At 41.6% G+C, this 19,746-nt stretch carries 14 protein-coding genes; 8 read left to right on the forward strand and 6 right to left on the reverse strand.

Going from position 1 to position 19,746, the window contains the following annotated elements; all coding sequences use genetic code 11:
- Positions 1-19: 19 nt before the first annotated feature.
- Together AS141_RS19125 and AS141_RS19130 are read right to left on the reverse strand one after the other, a co-directional pair.
- Positions 20-292, reverse strand: a complete 273-nt coding sequence (locus tag AS141_RS19125; protein WP_157243536.1) for a hypothetical protein — start codon at positions 290-292, stop codon at positions 20-22.
- Positions 293-308: 16 nt separating this feature from the next.
- Positions 309-764 carry a hypothetical protein gene (locus AS141_RS19130; protein WP_057939303.1) on the reverse strand — a complete coding sequence of 152 codons (456 nt, stop codon included), beginning with the start codon at positions 762-764 and terminating at the stop codon, positions 309-311.
- Positions 765-956: 192 nt separating this feature from the next.
- Between AS141_RS19130 and AS141_RS19135 the strand changes: the two genes are divergently transcribed.
- Both AS141_RS19135 and AS141_RS19150 read left to right on the forward strand, forming a co-directional pair.
- Positions 957-2,147 carry an ATP-binding protein gene (locus AS141_RS19135; RefSeq protein WP_057939304.1) on the forward strand — a complete coding sequence of 397 codons (1,191 nt, stop codon included), beginning with the start codon at positions 957-959 and terminating at the stop codon, positions 2,145-2,147.
- Between the two features lie 710 nt (positions 2,148-2,857).
- On the forward strand, positions 2,858-5,317 hold the full coding sequence (locus tag AS141_RS19150; RefSeq protein WP_082632366.1) for an ABC transporter permease: 2,460 nt from the start codon (positions 2,858-2,860) through the stop codon (positions 5,315-5,317).
- A gap of 242 nt (positions 5,318-5,559) precedes the next feature.
- On the opposite strand, the gene AS141_RS19155 is transcribed toward AS141_RS19150, so the two are convergent.
- Both AS141_RS19155 and AS141_RS19160 read right to left on the reverse strand, forming a co-directional pair.
- Positions 5,560-8,082, reverse strand: a complete 2,523-nt coding sequence (locus AS141_RS19155) for an ABC transporter permease (protein WP_057939380.1) — start codon at positions 8,080-8,082, stop codon at positions 5,560-5,562.
- On the reverse strand, positions 8,075-8,752 hold the full coding sequence (locus AS141_RS19160; protein WP_057939308.1) for an ABC transporter ATP-binding protein: 678 nt from the start codon (positions 8,750-8,752) through the stop codon (positions 8,075-8,077). The genes AS141_RS19155 and AS141_RS19160 overlap by 8 nt, the downstream gene beginning before the upstream one ends.
- 368 nt (positions 8,753-9,120) lie before the next feature.
- On the opposite strand from AS141_RS19160, the gene AS141_RS19165 reads away from it, so the two are divergent.
- From AS141_RS19165 to AS141_RS19195, 6 genes are all read left to right on the forward strand, one after another.
- Positions 9,121-11,565 carry a TonB-dependent receptor gene (locus AS141_RS19165; RefSeq protein WP_057939309.1) on the forward strand — a complete coding sequence of 815 codons (2,445 nt, stop codon included), beginning with the start codon at positions 9,121-9,123 and terminating at the stop codon, positions 11,563-11,565.
- A 9-nt stretch (positions 11,566-11,574) separates the two neighbouring features.
- Complete coding sequence (locus AS141_RS19170) at positions 11,575-12,900, forward strand: PepSY-associated TM helix domain-containing protein (RefSeq protein WP_057939310.1); 1,326 nt, start codon at positions 11,575-11,577, stop codon at positions 12,898-12,900.
- A 330-nt stretch (positions 12,901-13,230) separates the two neighbouring features.
- Complete coding sequence (locus AS141_RS19180; RefSeq protein ID WP_057939312.1) at positions 13,231-13,923, forward strand: arylesterase; 693 nt, start codon at positions 13,231-13,233, stop codon at positions 13,921-13,923.
- Between the two features lie 97 nt (positions 13,924-14,020).
- Positions 14,021-15,205 carry a hypothetical protein gene (locus tag AS141_RS19185; protein WP_232424965.1) on the forward strand — a complete coding sequence of 395 codons (1,185 nt, stop codon included), beginning with the start codon at positions 14,021-14,023 and terminating at the stop codon, positions 15,203-15,205.
- On the forward strand, positions 15,202-16,347 hold the full coding sequence (locus AS141_RS19190) for a hypothetical protein (protein WP_057939314.1): 1,146 nt from the start codon (positions 15,202-15,204) through the stop codon (positions 16,345-16,347). Before AS141_RS19185 ends, AS141_RS19190 begins: the two co-directional genes overlap by 4 nt.
- Positions 16,344-17,519, forward strand: coding sequence for a hypothetical protein (locus AS141_RS19195; RefSeq protein WP_057939315.1), 1,176 nt, complete (start codon positions 16,344-16,346; stop codon positions 17,517-17,519). Before AS141_RS19190 ends, AS141_RS19195 begins: the two co-directional genes overlap by 4 nt.
- Before the next feature lie 63 nt (positions 17,520-17,582).
- On the opposite strand, the gene AS141_RS19200 is transcribed toward AS141_RS19195, so the two are convergent.
- Complete coding sequence (locus tag AS141_RS19200) at positions 17,583-18,173, reverse strand: porin family protein (RefSeq protein ID WP_057939316.1); 591 nt, start codon at positions 18,171-18,173, stop codon at positions 17,583-17,585.
- Between the two features lie 155 nt (positions 18,174-18,328).
- Complete coding sequence (locus tag AS141_RS19205; RefSeq protein ID WP_057939317.1) at positions 18,329-19,714, reverse strand: sodium-dependent transporter; 1,386 nt, start codon at positions 19,712-19,714, stop codon at positions 18,329-18,331.
- Positions 19,715-19,746 lie beyond the last annotated feature (32 nt).

Consider the following 19,746-nt stretch of genomic DNA (forward strand, 5'->3'; position numbering starts at 1 on the left):
CAAACTATTGGCAAACATTTCAAAAAATTAGGTTTCTGTGATCAGGTGAAATCAAGTTGCCATCAGGAATATTTTTGCAAAATCCTTGCTTATATAAATTAATTGCAGATTCGTTTTTGTCAATTAAAATTGCAGAATAAATCAATACAGCTTTTCCTCCTTTGCTTAATGTTCCTTCTAAATATTTAAGCTTATTCTCAAGGCCATGCTTCCCTGAAATTTTTATCAGTGGATAGATCATCCTTAAGAAGTCATCATACTGACCATCAGAATTAAATTTACTCGTTTGCAAATGGTGAATTAGTGAATCAACAAAGTTGTCTTCTTAATTCAAATTCTAAAAGTGATTTTTTTCCATTTGCATCACCTCTAACAGCTTTTCTTACATTTAGCCAATAGGAATCGAAAGCCTGAGACCCAGTTTTACCATTCCATGAATATTTGACATTCGATCTAAACTCATTCCAAGTATTAAAATAGTCTGTGAATTCTTTCAGTGCATCATCACGGTCAAGCCTCTTTCTCTGCTCATCCAATTGCCTCTGTTGACCTAAAAAAGTCAGATAAACGTAAATAAACCCAACCAGAGCTGCCAACGGTCCTGCGAGACCACCAACATAAATAGCATAATCGATTGATGCAAAACAATATTGGTTTGGTAAAAATATTGGGGTAAGAAAAATCACCAGAATTAAACCTAACAAAAACCAAGAAGCTGATTTTAACAAACTTTCCTGACTAGTTAATTGGTTTTCTTTTTCCACAGTTCAAATTAGTCATTCCATATTAAGTATATATAAGTTGTAGATAGTATAATTTCTGCCGTATCCTTTCTTATCTAGTTCTTCCCATATGCATTTAAAACAAGTGAAATCATGCAATTTGAAATTTAAATTTTCAAATTGCATGATTTTTATTAAGTATTTATGTAATTTGAAAGTTAAATATAGAAGGACATGATTCCAAGAACACTTGAAGGTAAACTCATCGAAAGCCTAAGAAATATGCCGGTCGTGGTTATTCTTGGCTCTAGACAAGTAGGCAAAACTACTCTGGCGTTAGATCTGGCAAAGACGGCGTTGGACAAACCTATCCATTATTTGGATTTGGAGCTAAATTCTGATTTGGCAAAACTCGATGATGCCGAAAGCTATTTAAGACGCTTTGAAAATCAGCTTTTGGTAATCGACGAGGTGCAAAGAAAGCCAGAGCTTTTCCCTGTGATTAGGGCTTTGGTGGATTTACGAAAACGTAATGGGGAGCGTGCCGGGCATTTTTTGCTGTTAGGCTCTGCCTCCAGAGATCTTTTGCAGCAATCTTCTGAATCTCTAGCAGGAAGAATCCGGTACTTGGAGCTGAACCCATTTTCCGTCAATGAACTTACCCTTAATGATCCTCTAGGCTTTAACTTGGATAAACTATGGTTTCGAGGCGGTTTTCCGGACAGCTATCTAGCAGAATCAGAAGCCCAGAGCCAAAACTGGCGTCGGGACTTTATCTCTACTTATGTGGAAAAGGATATCCCGCTCTTTGGCCCCAAAGTTCCAGCTACAAGAATGAAGCGTTTCTGGTCCATGTTGGCTCATTATCACGGGCAGCAGACTGTGCTGACGGAGATAGCAAAAAGTCTGGAAGTAAGCCATACTACTGCCCGAAATTACCTTGATATTCTTCAGGATTTCTTCATGGTAAGGCAAGTACAACCTTGGTCCGGCAACACCAAAAAAAGACTTATCAAAACGCCAAAAGTATATGTCCGGGATACAGGCTTATTGCATAGCTTGTTAAACATCTCCTCTTTCGATCAGTTATTGGGACATCCTGCAGTTGGAGCAAGCTGGGAAGGATTTGTAATGGAAAACATCCTGAACCAATTACCTGCTGACTGGAAAGCAAGCTACTATCGCTCCAGTATCCAGGCAGAGATTGATTTAGTGCTTGAGTTTGGATCTACCGAAATCTGGGGAATAGAAATCAAAAAATCCAGTGCACCGACAATCAACTCAGGATTTCACAGAGCTTGTGAAGATATCGGCGCGACTAAAAAATATGTGGTTTATTCTGGCGCTGACAGATTTCCGATGAGAGGAGGTATTGAGGCTGTGGGGCTGACCGAGTTTTTAGGATTGATAGCTCAGACGGAATAATACTATCTCCAATTAGAGAATGTGATAAGTAAAACATTATTCGATTTTTTCTTAAAATTTGCTCTTGCATACTTGGGCTATCAATTACAACTAAACTCAACTATGCTTCAAACAAGGGCAATATTCTCCTAGATGACAACCGTCTGGACTTCTGTACAAAAATCCTGGAAATAGACACCATGTTGAAAGAAAAATGCAGGCTCATCTATCTAGCCTACCAAACGCGCGTACCTTCTACTTATCGGCAGATCACCTAGAAATACCGCCTCTAAATTCCAGGATTTCATTATGTTATGAAATGCTTTTATAAGAATAACTAGCTGAGTAGCGTTGAGCTTTTCCGCAGGAGGAAAATCTATAGACTTCAACCCACAATGATTGGAAAACGCAAACTCGTTCCCTCCTTGGATATAATGATCAATTTCTTTGAAATGAGGTTCCAAATCTTCTTCAGATTAAATCTTTGATTTTTCAACATAATTATCAGACTGATGTGCTGAATAAAGATCCTGTAGGAGGTCAGTGACGTAAGCATGCATATGATCAAAATCTAGTCTTAATTCTATTTGTCTTTCGTCCGTAAACGAGCATTTTTGTTCGAAAAGCCATTCGATTAAAGAAAAATATTTGTTTACCAACCCTTCCACCCTTCTTTTTTCTGGCATGATAACAGCGATTACATTGGCACTTTCAACCAAGCTCCAAATAAAATGTGGAAAAACCACCTACGCATAGCTTATCGAAATATCTTAAAGCATAAGATCTTTAGCGCCATTAACTTATTAGGTCTTGCTTTGGGAATGACTGCCTGTCTTATCATTCTCCAGTACGTTCGGTTTGAATTCAGCTACGATCGTTTTCACAAAAAGTCAGATCGAATTTATCGCGTCCAACATGACAGATATATCGATGGGGAACTCCAATACCAAAAAGCCCAGGCATTTATACCCACAGGTGAAGCAATGATGAATGAATATCCTGAGGTGGAAGATTACACCACCATGTTCAGAATCAGTGCGGAATCAGATATAGTCATGACCCATTTGGCAGATGATGGTGAAATGCTAAGGTTCCCCGAAAAGGAAGTATATCATGTAAAAGGCAATTTCTTTGAGGTGTTTTCCTTTCCTATCATAGAAGGAAATTCAGAAATCAAACATTTGGAGCCAAAGACGGCCTTGATTTCCCGATCTACTGCATCTAAATATTTTGGAAACGAATCGGCTATCGGAAAGATCATCAGTCACAACTACGCTGAAAATTATAAGGTGGTAGGGGTTTTTGAGGATGTTCCCGAGAATGCCCATATGAAATTTGACTTCCTCTTTGCTTGGCAGGAAGTATCAAGTCAAGGAGATGGAGGTGACAATGAAAACTGGAGATGGGACGGGTTTTACACATATCTTTTATTAACTCCTGATGCTGATATTCCAGTATTGGAGGCGAAATTTCCATCATTTGTTGAAAAGCACATATCCGGCAACACAAATAATCATCTCATTTCAGCCTTCTCCCTTCAGCCGCTGACATCTATTCATCTAAATTCCAACTTGCTTGCTGAGGCTGAAGCCAATAATGAATCAACAATCGTTTACGCCCTATTGGCTATAGCTGTTTTTGTGATGATAATTGCCTGGATCAACTTTATCAACCTGTCAATCTCCAGATCACTGGAAAGATCGAAGGAAGTCGGGGTCCGAAAAGTCATTGGATCCAGCAGATTGCAGCTTATAAAGCAGTTCCTAACTGAATCGCTTGTAATGAACCTGCTGGCAATTTTCCTTTCATGCCTTTTCTTGTATTTGCTTGACCCATACATTTCATCTTTCATCGGCGGAGGATCAGCTCTTTCACTTTTTTCCAGTGCTGATTTTCTAATCGGAGTCATACTACTTATAATCATAGGCAGTGCGTTGGCTGGAATGTACCCTGCATTTATCACCTCTTCCTTTAAGCCTGTACTTGCGCTGAAAGGTGGCTACACAAATCATCACAAGGGATCACTTTTCAGTCTGAAACATAGTCTGATTGTATTTCAGTTTGTGATTTCCATTGGGTTGATTGCCGCTTCCACTGTTGCCTATCGACAACTCAGCTTAATGAAAAACAGCAGCTTGGGCATCGACATCGAAAGCACGATAGTCGTCAATACCCAAAAGACTTTTGGCCCTCCAGGATCAGATTCTGTCTTTACCAGAAGACTGGCCACTTTTAGAGATAAACTGAATGCAAATGAGCAGGTGAAAGGAATAACGGCTTCATACGATATTCCAGGAAAAGAACACTTGAGCATGATGCCAAATTTTAGACATTTTAAAAATACGGATGAACTTGTAACTCTTTACTTCACCCGTATGGACTATGATTTTATCCCAACATTTGATGTCGATTTAATTGCCGGAAGGAATTTTATTGAGGGTGTAGACAATCGGTCCTCGATAATATTAAACAAGGAAGCTGTTCAGGTTTTAGGCTTTGAAAATCCTGAAGAAGCCATAGGCCATGGAGTCAATTGGGGAAATGAAAACCTGTCGAAAGCTGAAATTGTAGGAGTCGTAGATTTCAGGGCTGTTTCCTATAAAGAATCTAACTATCCAGTGGCTTACACCTCTACTTTCTTTCCTTACAAATACGTCTCTGTCAAATTTGATGAGATCAATGGAGCAAACGCAGCAGAGCATGTAGCGATGATCCAGAATACCTGGAATTCGGTATTTCCTGATCAGCCATTCGAGTTTTTCTTTCTGGATGATTTTTTCAACAGTCAATATCAAGCCGATCAGAAATTTGGGCAGCTGCTTAGTGCCTTTACTTTTCTGGCACTTACAGTGGCTGGCTTGGGTCTTTACGGAATTACCCTCCTTACTGTATCTCAGCGGATTAAAGAAGTGGGGTTAAGAAAAATCATGGGTGCCTCCGTTCCTCAGATAGTCTCTTTACTTTCAAAGCAATTCATGGTATTAGTTCTAGTGGCAGGGGTGCTTTCCGTTCCGATCATTAAGTTTACGATGGAAAAGTGGCTGGCAAACTATCCCTATCGTATTGAAATTACCTGGTGGATTTACCTGCTTCCCATTGCCATGATTTTAGCCATTACCTGCTTCACCATAGGCTTCCAGATTATTAAAGCCTCCATGATTAATCCCGCCAAATTGCTTAGGTATGAATAGCCCAAAAAATCCTGAGCTACTAACAAGCGAATTATCAGGTTAGCAGTCCCGAAGAATTGGCAGAGCACATTGACTGGTGTGCAGGGTCAAAAGCGGAGGACTGGAAACCGCTCAGTGCAGTGCTCATTATTAATGAAAAAAACTCACGTTCCTGCGAGCCTTTTCAGATTAAAATAATCATTGCCCTGTGTGTTTTAAAGATGATTTTAATCCTGTCGATTTCATATATCTAACTTCATCCTTCAATTCCCCCTTAATATTTCCATCGGCGGCTGGTTGATGATTTTTCTACCATTGAGCCAACCCAATACGATCGTCAAACCGGTGATTGCCAGATAAAGTACCAAAGCTCCCATCCAGGCGCCACGGAAAGGGATATTGAACACAAACTCACTCAACAACCACGTCGCTCCAAAAGATAAAATAATCCCAGAAAGTGAAGCAAGACTCCCCAAGAAGAAGTATTCCAGTGTGTTGATCTTGCTCACGATTGATGAGCTTGCCCCTAGCGTTCGAAGAAGAATACTTTCCCGCATCCGTTGATACTTACTGATGATCAAAGAGCTGATCAGTACCAATATACCTGTAGCAATACTGAAAAACGCCATAAACTGTATCACAAAGCTGATTTTCCCCAGAATCTCTTCCAGCGTCTCCACTATAGTACCCAGATTGATAATCGAGATATTCGGAAATTCCCTCACGATCTCTGCTTGCACATCTGCTGCTTCCCGGTCATTTTTGGTTTTGGTGATCAGCACATGGAATTTCGGTGCCTGATCCAACACACCATCTGGGAACAGCACCAGGAAATTGGTGGAGACTTGGGTGAATTTTACATCTCTGAGGCTTCCAATGTAGGTTTTGATCGGACGGCCCTGCACATTGAATTCTACTTCATCTCCTATTTTCATCCCATTGCCTTCTGCAAAACCTTTTTCAAAAGAGATAAAAATACTATCTCCTCTGGCCCCCAAAGGGATCAAGCCCCCAGAAGCTAACGTTTCTGAAGAAATCAGCGTGTCCCGGTAGGTCACCCGAAACTCCCTATTGTACAACCATCGGGAATAGTTTTCTTCATCCGGCAGCTCCTCATTTTCCTTTTTATCTACCCCGTTGATCTCATTGAGCTGCATAGTTACTATCGGGACTTCCTGCATAATCGGGAGATCCCGGGATTCTATTTTGGCTTTTACATCTTGTAGTTGGGCAGTTTGAATATCAAAAAGCAACATATTCGGCTGATCTTCTTTGTCCGCAAACCTAGCTTCTTCCAGCAACTGATTTTGCAGAAAAAAGAGTGTAGAAATCATCGCTGTTCCCAAACCGATTGTTGCAATCAGCGAAACGGTCTGGTTGTTTGGTCTATACAAATTTGCCAGGGATTGGCGCAATGTATATTCGAAAGAAATAGGCAAATATCTCCTGACTGCCCAAATAATCAATTGGGCTACTCCCCATAGAAGCCCGAATGCAAATACCACAAATCCGGTAAATCCAAAAGCAAAATCAACACGGTCTAACAAGTAAAAACTAAAGCCCCAGATAAATGCAAGAATTCCCACAATCACCAACCAGCGCAATGGGTCTTTCAGCAAAGTAGAATCGCCGGTTTCTGGTCTCAGCGTAGCCATTGGTGACACATTCCGCACTTTAAGCAAAGGCAATAACGCAAAAAGCACAGAAACAAATAAGCCCGTAATAACCCCAAAACCTATTGAAAGCCAGGAAATCCCAAAAGAAACTTCCACTGGAAGAAAATCTGCAAAAACAGCAGGCAAAATAAACTGAAGTAACGTCCCGAGAAAAGCCCCGAGTATCGCTCCGACTAACCCCATAATCATGATCTCAGTCAGATAAATCAACAACACATCTCTCGAAGAAACCCCCAAGCAACGTAATACGGCCACGGAAGACAACTTTTCTTTCACAAAGACATTCACTGCACTGGCCACACCCACACAGCCAAGCAATAAAGCGATGAAAGCTACCAAGCTTAGAAAATTGGAAAGGTTGGCGAATGAACGGCCCGTGGAACGCTTTCTGTCTTCTACTGTATCTGCATCCACCCGTTCCTCTTCCCACTGGTCTTCGTAGGGCTTGATCAACGCTTCCACGTCTGTCCCTGATGTAAACTGGTAATAGTTGCTATACTCCACCCGGCTACCATACTGCACTAAGCCCGTTTCTTCTAAATACGCTTTCGGAATATAGACCGCAGGAGCCACAGATGCCGTGATTCCTGTTTGACCTGGTACTTTTTGCAATTCTCCGACTACTTCGAAAAGTACCTCACCCACTTTGATCTGGTCTCCAACTTCCGCATTGAACTGAGCCATTAAAGTCTTTTCCACCAACGCCTTTTTCCCTCCGGAACGAAAATCCGCATCTCCTGAAGCTGGGATTGTCTCCAAAAAACCGTAAAACGGAAAAGCGCCTTCAAGCGCACGAACCTGAGTGAGGCGACTTGCGCCAGTCTCTGGAAAAGCCACCATACTCGCAAAATTGACCTCGGAGGCCATCTGGGTAGCAGCACTATCAATCGGTTGATCTCCAACCGGTTTATTATTTTCCAAAACCAAATCTGCGCCCAGTAGCTCTTTGGCCTGATTGTCTATGTCAGCTGTGAGATTTTCTCCAAAAGAACTGATCGCTACCAACGCAGCTATACCCACCACAATGGAGGAAACGAAGAGCAAAAGTCTAGAGATATTTTTCCGGAAATCCCGAAAAGCCATCTTCATAATCCATCCGAAATCAGGCATCTGCATCCTCCTGTATTTTCCCTCCCTTAATATGAATGATACGCTGGGTTTTAGCCGCCAATTCCAAATCGTGTGTAACCAAAACCAACGTAGTCCCTTCTTCCTTATTCAGGTCAAATATCAATTTCTCGATCATCTCCCCTGTTTCAGTATCCAGATTTCCAGTTGGCTCATCTGCGAAAAGAATTTTAGGCTCATTGGCAAAAGCACGTGCTATAGAAACGCGCTGTTGCTCCCCGCCGGAAAGCTGCGTCGGGTAATGTGTTCCCCTGTCACCCAGACCAACTTTATTGAGAAGTTCCTGAGCTTTTTGACGTGCGTCTTTTCTCTTTTTCAGCTCAAGCGGCACCATCACATTTTCTAGAGCTGTCAGCGTAGGCAATAATTGGAAATTCTGGAAAATAAAGCCTACACTTTGGTTTCTCACTGCTGCACGCTGATCTTCCGAAAGCTTCTCCAATGACTTGCCATCCAAGACTACACTTCCTGTGGAGCCTGAATCCAGGCCTGCGCAAAGACCAAGCAAAGTGGTCTTCCCACTACCTGAAGGGCCTACAATTGAAATGATTTCTCCGGATTTGATAGTAAAGGTTACCTCATCTAAGACAGTCAGTTTTCTGCTGCCGCTTATGTAAACCTTACTCAGGTTTGCTACTGATAAAATATTCATGTGTTGTGATGGGGGTCGATAAAAGGGTATGAAAGGGCTTAACGAAAAACAGACGCTATGGTTGATTTGAAGATAGCATTCCCTCCACAAACCAGCAAATCACAGTACATCGAATCTAAATACAACTGAATTCGAAGCAATTAGACATGCATTTCTTCAATAGCCGTTGATCTAAATACGTCGTTGTTAAATTTATTTAAAATAAATCTAGATAAAGCGATCCATTTTCAAATTCCTGATATACTTTTGCGCTATCGATAATCAATCTAAATAAAAACGTGGAGTCGAGCATGCGCAGTACATCACACCAGAATGATTATTTGCAGTGCGAGATTCTATATAGCCTCCTAAAAACAAACCCTAAACATATGAAAGTATTTTTTTTCCTTTTTACCCTATACTTCGTCAGCCTTACATGTGCCTATAGCCAATCAAACTACGAGCTGAAGGGATCTATAAAAGCCATTGGCGGTGAGCCCTTAATTGGCGCAAGCATTCAGGTTGCAGGCACTTCCTTTGGCACAGTGACAGATCTTGAGGGGAATTATTCCCTTGTTTTTGACAAGGCAGGAGAATACCAATTGAAGCTTTCATTTATTGGATACATTTCGATCAATGAAAAAATCACCATTAGCAAGTCGAGTTTTACAAGAAATTTCCAGTTAGAAGAGGAGACTTCCAGCTTGCAGGAAGTAGAGATTGTAGGCAGGAAAGAAGAAGGCTATAAAAACACCGCAACTTTTCTTGGAAGCAAAACCCAGACAACTATTAAAGATCTTCCACAGTCGGTTTCTTACGTGACCAAAGAATTGATTTTGGATCAGGGTCTGATGAGAGTGGGAGAAACTGTCAAAAACTTCTCCGGAGTAAGTCAGTTCACTTTCTACGATGACATCACTATCCGAGGCTTCCGTATCAACGGTGGAAGCAATACCCAACTGGTAAACGGAATGCGCTCAACTTCGGGTTTCTGGAAGCAGCCATTGATCAATTATCTGGAAAGAGTGGAAGTTTTGAAAGGCCCTTCTTCGGCACTTTTCGGGAATGCTAGTCCAGGCGGCGTAGTAAACCGTGTGACTAAAAAACCATTGGACATCAATAGAAATAGTCTGAGTTTCTCTGTGGGCAGCTTCAATAATTTCAGAGGATTAGCTGATTTCACGGGCCCAGTCAATAAGTCAAAGACGTTGCTTTATAGGCTAAACCTGGGTTATGAAGATTCGCAGAACTTCAGAGATCTGCAGTTTGACAAGAACATCGTGGTGGCACCTTCATTTTCTTTCATCGCCTCTGAAAAAACAAGGGTGAATCTGGATTTGGTATTCAATAACTCCAACAGCCGTTTGGACAGAGGGCAATCAACTTTTGAAGACAATCTATACTCTACTCCTATTTCAAGATCTCTCAATACAGCAAACGATTTTTTGAAGGAGCAGACTTATACGATTACTACCTCATTGAACCATCAAATCAGCAAAGACATCAGTTTCAATGCGTCTTACATGAAAACCGGATATAACGAGGACCTTACAGAGCACAGATCTTCAAACAGCTATGCCTTGGACGGTGATGGAAATACGATCGGAACCATGGTGGGGAGACAGGTTTTTATCAGAAAAAGAAACAGATTTGTAGATAATCTTTCCGCTTATTTCAACATACAGAAAAACACCGGAAAGCTATCCCACAAACTTGTCGTCGGTTACGATTATGCTCAGGAGACTCTGCCTCCCGGCGGCTCTCAATTGACTGCAAACGGCTATAGAAACGCCGCCAACACAGGTTTCATTTCAAGTTACAATCCGGCAAATAAAGATTCCTATTTATTGGACAGCAATGGAAATCCTGTTCCAAACGTCTCTCATTTTGACTTGGAGAATCCTATTGCTTCCCAGACCATGCAGGATATGTCAAAATATTTCTATGCGCAAAGAAGCTACGACCCCACACGATACCAATTGAATGGTTTTTATGTCCAGGATCAAATCAGCTTCGGGAAATTGGAAGCGATGATTGGCCTGAGATATGAAGTATATACAGACTTCGAAAACTATAAAAAAGTGGATGAAGAAAAAGTAAATCAGAACGTCTTGCTTCCGCGGTTTGGTTTGGTATTCAAAGCCAACGAGCACATGAATTTCTACGGTACTTATGTGGAAGGCTATAACCCTCAAACGGCATCCACTATTTCCAATCCAAATGCCGGAGGGCCATTTGATCCTTTGATCAGTGCTATGGTTGAATTTGGCATGAAATCAGATTGGTTCAATAAAAGACTTGAGCTGACTACAGGAGTCTACCAAATCGATCAACGGAACACTTTATATCCCGTGCCTGGAGAAATTGATCTGCTCCAACAAATCGGTAAGGAATCAGCTAAAGGAGTTGAACTGGACGTGACTGGAAGAATTTTAATGAACTGGAGCGTGATGGCTTCTTACGCATACAATGTGGCAGAAATCACAGAAAGCCCGAATGAACAAGATCTAGACAGGCAAAAACCAAATGCGCCAAAACATCAGGGGAATCTATGGACTAAATATGAGTTTGACCAAGGATCTTTGACAGGATTGGGCGTAGGATTCGGTGCGAATTTCGTGACAGAAAGAAATCTTTCACTCAGTGCTACCCAAACCATCCCGGGCTATTCGCTCTTGAACGCAGCGCTGTTTTATACTACCGGAAATGTACGCCTTCAGCTAAATGTCAACAACCTCTCGGATAAAACCCACTGGGTAGGCGGTTATGATTACCTGAGGCTTTTCCCAGGTGCACCAAGAAATGTATTGGGAACGATCACCTTTTCATTCTAAACCCGAAAAGTGGCGGCTAAAAAATCTAAAAACCTCCTTTGGAAGGTCCATCAGTGGATAGGTCTCTATGTGGGAATCGTCATTGCAGCGCTCAGTTTAACTGGCGCTGTTGCCGTTTTCATCCCTGAGATAGATTCATTGTTGGAGCGCGGGTATGAACTTAAAGAAACCGGGGATTCATATGTACCGATGAATGGGATCATATCACAGGTCCAACTGGAAAATCCAGGATTTAGGGTCTTAGGAGCAATGCCGCCTGCAAAATCCAGTGATCCGCTTATAATGGACATCTTCTATGAGGCTGGAGCAAAGGACTCCCAAAGAATCCAGGTTTTCATCAATCCATACACAGGGGAGATCTTAGGTCAAAAATCCCATACTAACAGCCTCTCCAATTATTTGAGGCAAATCCATGTGCGGCTTATGGATGCCTGGTGGGGAAGACAAATCGTCGGCCTGGCCGGAATAGGGTTATTTATACTCTGCATTACCGGGCTGCTTATCTATGGGCAATTCATGAAGAATCAACTCTTCGGTGCAATCAGAAAAAAGAATCTCCGGATTTTGATGGCAGATTGGCATAAGATGGTAGGAATGGCTGCATTGCTTTTCAATCTGATGATTGCCGGAACCGGTGCATGGCTGGGACTACAGCCGATTTTAATCAAAGCCTTTAACATCAAAGCTCCTAATACTTTTGTAAGAACAGAGAAAATCTCAAGTCCAGAGATTGACATTGACCAAGAATATGATTTTTGGAAGGCTGTAGAAGTTGCAAAAGCCCAAATTCCGGAATTCACCCCGACGCAGTTCATTCCCTCAAAAAATGGCTCAAACACAATTGAGGTAAAAGGAGATGCTGGTCATCTGCCCTTTGAGCCGCATATCTCCAAAGTGGTACTGGATAAGACTTCACTGAAAATCCTGGATGTTTATGATATCAGAGAGCAGGCATTCACAGACAAATTCTATTATGTGCAGGAAGGCTTGCACTTCGGTAGATTCGGAGGGATTTTCCTGAAAATCGCCTATGCCCTGCTTGCCATCACTTCTGGAGTCCTTTCCATCACCGGCTTTTTCATTTACTTGATCCGCAAAAGAAAGACTGCAGCGGAAAAAGATCGTGTCAAAAAGACCATCTTTATTTATTCCATCTCCACAATAGCTCTTATTGTCATTTTGGGTTTGATCTCCGTATTTATAGGATACGCGTACGCAACCATATTGATGACTCCGGCAGTTTATATTTTCTTGTTCTGCTTTATTTCCTATAAGCTTTTTCGCTATTGGAAGAAGGGAAACTTATCAAAAGAACCAATTCATGAAAAAGGATAAACCGCTGACAGAACATTATCTATTACCCTTGAATCTCTGTTTACTTTCATTCTTTGGGCTATTTATGCTTTATGAATTAGATAGGTGGCTTACCCTTGATGCATCACCATCAGCTTCGATTTTCACCCTTTCCATCTGTGGGCTGGCAACAACCCTTTTGGCTAGCTCAATCAAATTCCGAAGTCCTAATTTCCAAGGGATCTGTATCTTATTTTCTGCAATCGCTTTGGCACTATTATTCTGGCCGAAGTAAAACGCTACTTTTTCTTGAACCTTTTACCTTAAAATCCTTTTGGGTATATAGTTTTACATTTCACAATCCAGATTTCTATGCGATTTAATCTTCACCGCTCATTCTTCTTATCTGCCGTACTTTTTCTAGGGGCCACAGTGGTTTCTTGTTCTGAGAAAAAAGCTGAAACCACACAGACTGAAGTTATATCTGAAAGTACCGCAGAGACGAAGTCAGATCAAAAAATCATCTTGTTTTTTGGCAATAGTTTAACTGCAGCCTACGGCATCGATCCAGAAGATGGCTTTGCCGGTTTAACACAGCAGCGAATTGACAGCCTAGGGTTAGACTACAAAGTGATCAATGGTGGTCTTTCGGGTGAAACTACCGCCGGAGGACTGAGTAGATTGGATTGGTTTCTGGAAGAAAAACCGGAAGTATTCATTCTTGAACTTGGGGGGAATGATGGGCTCCGTGGAATCAAACTTACCGAAACCAAAAGCAATCTGCTGAAAATCATCGACAAAGTCAGATCAAAATTCCCAGAGACAAAAATTATATTGGCAGGCATGCAGATTCCTCCGAATATGGGTCAGGAATATGCCAGTGAATTTACGGCCATGTATCCTGCTGTGGCGGAAGAAAAAAACGTGACACTTATTCCTTTTCTTTTGGAAAATGTAGGAGGAATTCCTGAGCTAAATCTACCAGATGGGATTCATCCAACTGAAGAAGGACATCAGATTGTATTTGAGACAATCTGGCCGTACATAGAGCGTGAGATTGATTAGGAATCTAAGACATAACTCGGTCAAACATGCCGAGTTTTTTTGTGCCTGTTTTTTAAACTACTATCTTATTAAGCAAAAGACTTTTAACATGCTTGCTATGAAACAAACTCTTTTAATTCTGTGCTCAATTCTCCTGATCATTTCATGCACGGAAAATAATACGGAAGAAGCCCTCCAAGAAAAAGTTTACGAATGGGAGACCGTAGATTCCCTAGACCTGGAATTCCTTGGCAATCCCATGCTTACGGCTGTCAGTTCAGAGGGGAACAAACTGGTTTTCTTTGATAGCCCAAGTAAAAAAATAATTACTGCTGATGCTAAAGGAAAGATAATCCACACTTTTTCCAAACTTGAAGATACGCCTGATGCCTATGGTTTTATGCTGGAATCCCCGGGGTTTTACGGCGAAAATCAAGTCGCCGTTTATGGAATGAATGGCTTATTTATTTTTGATTTCGACGGAACTATGCAAAAAAAAATACCTCACCCAGAGTCACTAAGTGGTGCAGGCACCATGAATTTCATAGGAAAGTCGATTGAAACTGTAATGCTCAATGGTCAGGACTATCTGATTCCCACCTCAGTTCGTCCTCGGAGTTCATTCCCAGGGCAACAGGAGTTTTATGACACTTACCGCGCACTGGAGCTGGTGGATGTGAAAGCAAAATCTATGACGGAAATGATTCCCTTCGAAGAAGGAAGCCACTTCAAGAATGGCAAAGGCTACATCCAAAGCGACTATTCCCCTGCGTACGAGGCAAAAGACGGAAGGCTTTATTTTGTACACGGGGGAGATCCTCAGCTCTATGTATATAGCCTTAGTCCTGAGGGAGCAATCCTAGACACTACTATTCAACTTGACATACCGGAATTTCTTTTACCAGAAGGTAAAGATCGTGCGGAATTCCAAGAAGGTCACGTAGAAATCCGCGGAGGTTCTGCTTCGGTCAGAAACATACATATCTTGGACAGCCTGCTGTTGCTGAACTATTATTCCGGCACGGATCCACTAAAGTCGCAAGAGGCAAGTGCGCTGTGGCAAGCAGGAAAGGAAGAGGAAGCCCGGGAGATGTTCCAAAAAATTGAAGAAGAAACTGCTAAAGGCACCTTAATCTATGGGCTATCTGACCTTAGTTTTCTTGGAAATATAGGCCCTCCTGACAAAACCGGAGGAGGTACCTACGCCAGCGGAGGGGGGTATGCGTGGTTTCAAAAGATCCCAGATCCGGATATAGAAGAAGATTTTTTACGTGTTTATAAAATGAAATTGACTGAAAGATGAAAAACATTTACCTCTTAGCCGTGGTAGCCACCACCTGCTTTTTCGCCTGCTCTTCTTCACACAAAACCGAATCTAACCAGAACTCGCCACATGCTTCAAATGAATGGGAACTGCAGGTAGTGGATTCTATTCAGGTGGATTATCTCGGAACGGTGGGTGGAGCAGATTACAAAAATGGAATTGGAGTTATATTTAACTTTAAGGAAAACAAGCTGCTCAAATTTGATAGCACAGGCAAAATCCTACATGAGCAATCTTATCCTACTGAAGGCCCTGGAAAAATTCAATATCCATCCCAAATCAAAATTTTAGACGAAGGTGAGGTCTTGGCCGCAAGCTTCATGGGTTGGCTTTATGAGCTAAACCCTGACCTGTCTTTTAAAAGAGAAATTAAACTTGAATTCCCTACTGAAGCCAAAGACGGAGGAGGGTTATTGAAAAACCTAGACATTTGGAATGGGAAAATCATTTCATATTACCCGGGAAGGGACGGAGCTAATCCCTATGATCCTTTTTTCTTCCGTGATCATTTTCTCCTTGAGAAAATCAATCCAACAACTGGAGAATCTGAACCTATCATAAGAATTCCAAAAACTTCGAGGTATTCCACAGATAAGTATTTTGAGCGCCCTTTTCTACAATTCGTTGTTTTGAAAAACCACCTTTACTTAACCCTGGAAAATGAGCCGCTGATACATGTATACGACTTGGCCAAAAACAATGAGTATCAGCATACTTTTAATTTCAAACCTTCAAAATTTTTAGAAAATGGAGAGCATTCAAAACCCTACGAATACATTTCTTTTAATAAAATGAGGGATGCAGGTATCCTGCAATTCTATCCAACCGAACAAGGGATTTTTGTGCTTTACACAGAAGGAATCCCCGAGGACATCTATCAGCAAAATGAATTAAAAAAACCTGAAAACTTTCCCCTGCATAAGAAATACCAACGGCAGGTAATTAAAATAATCAATCCTGACTCCACACTTTCTAATGAAATAAATCTCTCCTATAGAATAGGAAGGATCTTAAATATCGAATCCCTCTCCAAACCCTTCTACGCTCTCCGAAATGACGAATACTTAGGCGAAGAGCAGGACTATCTGACTTTTTATAAACTGCAACTTGTAAAGAAATGAAAAAACCACACTACTTATATCTTCTCTCATTTGTTTTTACCATACTAGCCTGCACTGCAGAAAAAGAGGAAAGCAAAACCTCCACCCCTCTTTCAGAACAATCATTAGAATTCGAGATCTACGATTCTCTGGTGGTGGATCATCTCGGGAATTTAGAGATGATGGATATCAGTCCGGATAGCCAGACTTTTCTCCTGAGAGATCAAAACACAGATTCTATACTAGTTGTAAGTGCTACCGGGGAGTTACTTTTTCAGTACAAACTGAGCGGTGAAGGCCCGAACCAATATCGGAAAAACCTCTATGGAAAAAGTAAGTTTTTGAACAATGAAGAATTTTTGATCCCCACCACCGGCGGTGTATATCGATATGACATTCAAGGCTCATTACAGAAACATTATGAACCGGATTTTACTCCAATGGCTCAAATCATAATAGGCGGTGCAGAGAACCTGATGATTCACGGAGGGCAACTCTATCTCAATCTTCCTGGAAGAAGCGCCGAGGAATTTGGAAGCCAGGGAATCGAATACCAGCAGAATTCTACCCACATAGAAATTCTCGATCTGCAAACGGAGACCTATTCACCTGCGGTCACCTTTCCTGAAAGCTCAAAATTTAGCAGCAGCGAAAAAGCATATAAGTTTTATTCTACCTATCCAACGTATGCTATCGATAGCGACAGCTTATACATTTCCTACAGACACGAGGCAAAGATCTTTGCGTATCCGCTAACCGATCTGTCCACTTTGGGATCGACAAGAACTATTCCTTTTGAGGTATTTGTGGAAAATGAGCCTAAAAGTGATCAGGTAGAAAATAACATCAATATCAGTGAGCTGTATGCCGGCACGATAAATAAAATAATTGCACTAGAAAATCAGCAGTTCATAATAGACTTTCTTTCAGGCTTGACCAGCGAGGAATACGATGAAGCTGTTGCGAGAGCCGGAGGTGATATGAACAAGCAATGGGAGGAACTGGGAAAAGTGAATCAGGGTGGATTGGTTATTTTTGACGGCAAATCCCTCAGTCAGCCCATCACCAAACCAGAGATTCTTGGGCAACTGAACAAATTTGTTTCCAAGGATGAAATCTGGTTTTCTTTAAATTTCTCAGAGGCTGAAAACGACTACTCTGTCATCTACAAAACCAGATTAGTTGAGAACTAACGCCAAAAGAAATACCCGGTTGAAATTCATCAACCGGGTATTTCTTTTTGATTGTAAAGGAAATTAGAAAAGTTTGAACCCAACCGATAGAATCCACTGATTCACCCGTTGGTCTGTACTGAAATTCCCCACATTTCCAGTGACTTTATCAAGAGAACTTTCATATTTGGCATCTATTATCAGGTTCCCTATATCCACACCTAGACCCGCTTGGTATCCTATGGTAGCGTCTTTATAATCTACGTCCCGCACTGTTTCTCCGGCTTCTTTCAGCTCCGAGTTCACATTTATGCTCGCTATAGGACCAGCCTGTACTCTCAGCAGGTTAAACATCTTAAAACCCAGCATCACAGGAATATCTACCCGGTTAAAATCCGCTTCATATTCCTTGTTAGCTCCGACCCCTTCATCAAATGAAAATTGCCCTTGGGTCTGCGTATAAAGCACTTCAGGCTGTAAGTACAAACCTCCAAGCCCTATTCTTGCAAAGACCCCCACGTGGTAGCCAAATTTGGAATCACCGCTTTTAAAATCGTCACTTTTCAGATCGAGTTTCGTCTGGCTCAATCCTATTTTCGGACCGAAAGAAAAGCCCTGAGAATAGCCCGTCAGCGCCATTGCCAGCAGAGCTAGGGAGAGGATTAGTTTTTTCATGGTTTTATAGTTATTGGTTTAGTAAGCTTACTAACGACAGAATTTAAGAAAAATTAGCAATTCCCTTGCCAATACATAATTTAGATCAGAAATAAGAAAAGGAAGCCCGAAGACTTCCTTTTCCTATAGTATGATTCTGAAGGATTTAATCCAGCTTATGCAGCCTGTTCAAAACCCATTACCCCCAACATATTCAAAATCAAAAGAATGATAACAATAGGACAGATGTATTTAATGAAGAACATCCAGCCAGCTCGAAAAGGTCCTTTAAAACCAGGTGCGCCTGAAGCTAATTCGTCTGCAAAATCCGAAATTTTCGATGCCCAACCCGTGTACAAAGCCAGCATCAAACAGATAACAATCACAGCAAAGGTACCAAAGACAAAATCCATTATCCCGAAAAACCCTTCTAATCTGTTGCCAAAGAAATTGATATGAAGATCCGCAAAGAAAGTACCCGGAATCTGTGAAAGCGCAGAAGGTACGGAAAGTGCCATCGCCGCAATCCCTACAGACCAAGTTGCTTTCCTCCTATTCCATTTTCTATCATCGATCAAGTAAGCCACGGGTACCTCCAGCATGGAGATAGTAGAAGTCAAAGCCGCTACCATCAGCAGGATAAAGAAAAGCCCTCCGACGATATTGCCACCGGGCATGGCATCAAATACTTTTGGGAGCACATCGAAAACCAACGCCGGGCCAGCAGCAGGATCCTTGCCTGGAAGTAAGGCAAACAGGGCGGGGAAAATCATCAAACCACCCAAAAGTGCTACTGAAGTATCCATTCCTGCTATCCAACCCGCTGATTGGACAATATTTGATTTTTTAGGTAGATAAGAACCAAAGGTGATCATCAAGCCCCACCCAACAGACATAGAGAAGAAAGCCTGACCTAGCGCCTGAAGAACTACAGCACCGTTTATTTTAGAAAAATCAGGTTTCAGATAATATTCTATACCTGCAGATGCACCTTCCAATGTGACAGACCTACCTGCTATAAATATGATAATGATAAACAAAACAGGCATCAAAAACTTTGATGCCTTTTCTATTCCTCCTGACACACCTCCCAATACAATAAGGATAGTCATTAGTATAAATACAAAAGTCAATGGAATGACATACATAGGTGTCTTAACGAACACTGCAAAATCAATCGGAATGTTGATAATCTCGGTAAAAATATATCCAACTGTCCAACCTGCTATTACTGAATAGTAACTAAACACAAAAAAACAAACCATCACGCAAAGTACTCCCGCGCTCTGCCAGAAGCGATTTCCCCCCGTATCACGAATAGCTCCTATAGGGTTCTTTCCTGATTTTCTACCTAAGGCTATTTCATTAAATAACAATGGTAAGGCAATCAACAACACACATAATATATATACAAATACGAAGGCTCCTCCTCCGTATTCACCGACCAGATATGGGAACCTCCAGATATTACCCAAGCCCACAGCGGAGCCCGCCGCGGCCATGATAAAACCAACACTGGATCCCCATTGACCTCTTTGTTCGGTATCGTTGCTAACTGCCATAAATTATTCTAAAGTTAAATAAGGGTGTATAA

Origin of the sequence: Algoriphagus resistens, assembly GCF_001442615.1 — a bacterium.
GTDB lineage: Bacteria > Bacteroidota > Bacteroidia > Cytophagales > Cyclobacteriaceae > Algoriphagus > Algoriphagus resistens.